This window comes from Bradyrhizobium sp. P5_C11_2, from assembly GCF_054049755.1.
The window spans coordinates 1-2,678 of sequence record NZ_JBFULT010000786.1 but is presented as its reverse complement, the minus strand read 5'-3'; the positions used below and the strand labels follow the sequence as shown (position 1 = coordinate 2,678).

Annotated in this window: 3 protein-coding genes; 2 read left to right on the top strand and 1 reads right to left on the bottom strand. The window is 63.4% G+C overall.

From position 1 onward, the window contains the following. Positions 1 to 185 precede the first annotated feature (185 nt). The gene (locus ACXJL8_RS38515; RefSeq protein ID WP_456686758.1) at positions 186 to 764 is read right to left on the bottom strand and encodes a hypothetical protein; all 579 of its coding nucleotides are present in this window, start codon (positions 762 to 764) and stop codon (positions 186 to 188) included. A 245-nt stretch (positions 765 to 1,009) separates the two neighbouring features. Between ACXJL8_RS38515 and ACXJL8_RS38510 the strand changes: the two genes are divergently transcribed. Both ACXJL8_RS38510 and rpmG read left to right on the top strand, forming a co-directional pair. Then, on the top strand, positions 1,010 to 2,335 hold the full coding sequence (locus tag ACXJL8_RS38510) for an LLM class flavin-dependent oxidoreductase (protein WP_456686757.1): 1,326 nt from the start codon (positions 1,010 to 1,012) through the stop codon (positions 2,333 to 2,335). A gap of 124 nt (positions 2,336 to 2,459) precedes the next feature. After that, entirely contained in the window at positions 2,460 to 2,627 is a 168-nt protein-coding gene (gene rpmG, locus ACXJL8_RS38505) for a 50S ribosomal protein L33 (protein ID WP_007603295.1), read from the top strand. Positions 2,628 to 2,678 lie beyond the last annotated feature (51 nt).

Below are 2,678 nucleotides of genomic sequence, written 5' to 3'. Positions count from 1 at the left end.
CTTCTCGTGCAGTGCGCCCGGAACGCCTGAACAGGAGTCGCCATACAAGAGAAATTGGTGACCCTTGCCGCGCGGCAGAATCGCGGGAATGGAATTATTCGCAGAGTTCATGGCCATCCATTGCGGTGAGCGGCGTTAAGGATGGCAATTTCCGACGTGGGTAGCAACAGGCCGTGGCTGGGCCTTTACACGGTCCGTGGCGCCACCGGCGGTTCCTGCAGGTCAGGATCGTCCGGCTCGGTACCGACATAGTCGCGCGCGGACAGATTGAGGATGCGGCCGATTTCATTCGCCAACTTGTCCGCCTCATCCCGCTTCGTGAAGCTCATCAGGGTAATCGGCTCGGTGCCCTTGCCGCCGCAGAGATTGACGTCATAGGCGGTCAGCTCCGGATCATAGTCCTCGGTGACGCTGATGAAGTGATAGTCGGCGAGATTGTGCGCCGAGCGAACGTTCAGCGGGCCGAACTGCCTGGTGACGACGATCTGGCGCAGCGTCTCGTTGAGCACGACGAAATAGCGAAAGGTGAGCAGGATCAGGCCGGGGATGCCGACGAGCAGCCCGAGGCCCGTGAACACCAGCACCGGCACGAGATCGTCGGCGAGCCGGCCGAATCCGGAAAAATCCTGACGCAGGCCGAGGGCGACGTTCCACAGCAGATAACCGCTTGCCGCCAGCAGTGGCAACGACAGCAGCCGGCCGATCCAGGGCATGGGACRGTCGATGCGGACCATGCCGCCATCCACTGTCATCGCGCCTGCCATTGAACTCTCCCCACGGGGTCATGGCTTGGTCGGAGCGAGCGGCGAATTGGTTCGAGGGCCCACCCCCTCTCCGTCATTCCGGGGCGCGCCACTTGGCGCGAGCCCGGACGCGGCGCCCCGGAATGACGCGAATGTGCTGAGGACGCATCGAAAAACGAAAAAATGTTCCTCCCCTCCCCCAATGGCAGAGTTCCTCCGCGTCCCTATGTCTTTCTCCAACGACACCAGAACGGATTTAGGGCGCGATGGCACAACGGCAACTCAAGCTTGGCGCGTTCATGCGCCCGATCAGCATCCACACCGGCGCCTGGCGCTATCCCGGGGCCTGGCCCGACGCCAATTTCAATTTCGGCCACATCAAGCAGCTGATCCAGAAGCTGGAGGCCGGCAGGTTCGACGCCTTCTTCATGGCCGACCACCTCGCCGTGCTGAACATGCCGGTCAATGCGCTCAAGCGCAGCCACACGGTGACCTCGTTCGAGCCGTTCACGCTGTTGTCGGCGCTCTCCGCGGTCACCGAGCGGATCGGCCTGATCGCGACGGGCTCGACCACTTTTGACGAGCCCTATCATSTGGCGCGCCGCTTTGCCTCGCTCGACCATCTCAGCGGCGGCCGCGCGGGGTGGAATATCGTCACCACCTCGAACCCGGACGCGGCGCTGAATTTCGGCCTCGACGACCACATGGAGCACGCCGAGCGCTATAAGCGCGCCCGCGAGTTCTACGACGTCGTCACCGGCCTGTGGGACTCCTTCGCCGACGACGCCTTCGTGCGCGATGTCGAAGACGGCCTGTTCTTCGAGCCGTCGAAGATGCATGTGCTCGACCACAACGGCAAATATCTGAAGGTGCGCGGCCCTCTCAACATCGCCCGCCCCGTGCAGGGCTGGCCAGTGATCGTGCAGGCCGGCGCCTCCGAGGACGGCAGGCAGCTCGCGGCCGAGACCGCGGAGGCCGTCTTCACCGGCGGCGGCAGTCTTGCCGACAGCCAGAAACTCTATGCCGACATCAAGGGCCGCGTGGAGAAGGTCGGCCGCGATCCCGAGCACCTCAAGATCCTGCCCGGCGCCTTCGTCGTGGTCGGCGACAGCGTCGACGAGGCCAGGGAGAAGCGCGCGCTGCTCGACAGCCGCGTGCATTACGACAGCGCCATCGCCTCGCTGTCCGTCATTCTCGGCACGGACGCGTCGGGCTTCGATCCGGACGGGCCGCTCCCGGAGATCCCCGAGACCAACGCCAGCAAGAGCGGCCGCCAGCGCATGGTCGATCTCGCCGCGCGCGACAAGCTCACCGTGCGCCAGCTCGCCCAGCGCGTCGGCGGCTATGGCGGACTGTCCTTCGTCGGCACGGCCAAGACCATTGCCGACCAGATGGAGGAATGGCTGGTCGGCCGCGGCTCGGACGGCTTCAACATCATGTTCCCGTTCCTGCCGGCCGGCCTCGACGATTTCGTCGACAAGGTGGTCCCGGAGCTCCAGCGCCGCGGGATTTTCCGCAAAGAGTATGAAGGGGCCACTTTGAGGGAGAATCTGGGCCTGCCGCGGCCGAAAAACCGGTTCTTCGAGGCCTGATCGGGCCGATTTGAGTGGTTTTTCAGCCCTAAAACCTTGACATCAGGCGGTTTCTGGCTAGGTTGCCGGCCAACGCGGGCCGTTTGGCCGGCTCCAGATTCCCCAATTTTCTGAGGTTCAGAACATGGCCAAAGCGGTCACCATCAAGGTCAAGCTCGTGTCCTCGGCTGACACCGGCTTCTACTACGTCGCCAAGAAGAATTCGCGCACCATGACCGACAAGCTGGTCAAGAAGAAGTACGATCCGGTCGCGCGCAAGCATGTCGAATTCCGCGAAGCCAAGATCAAGTAAGATCGCGGATACGTTACGGACTTTGACGGGGCCTCACGGCCCCGTTTTTAT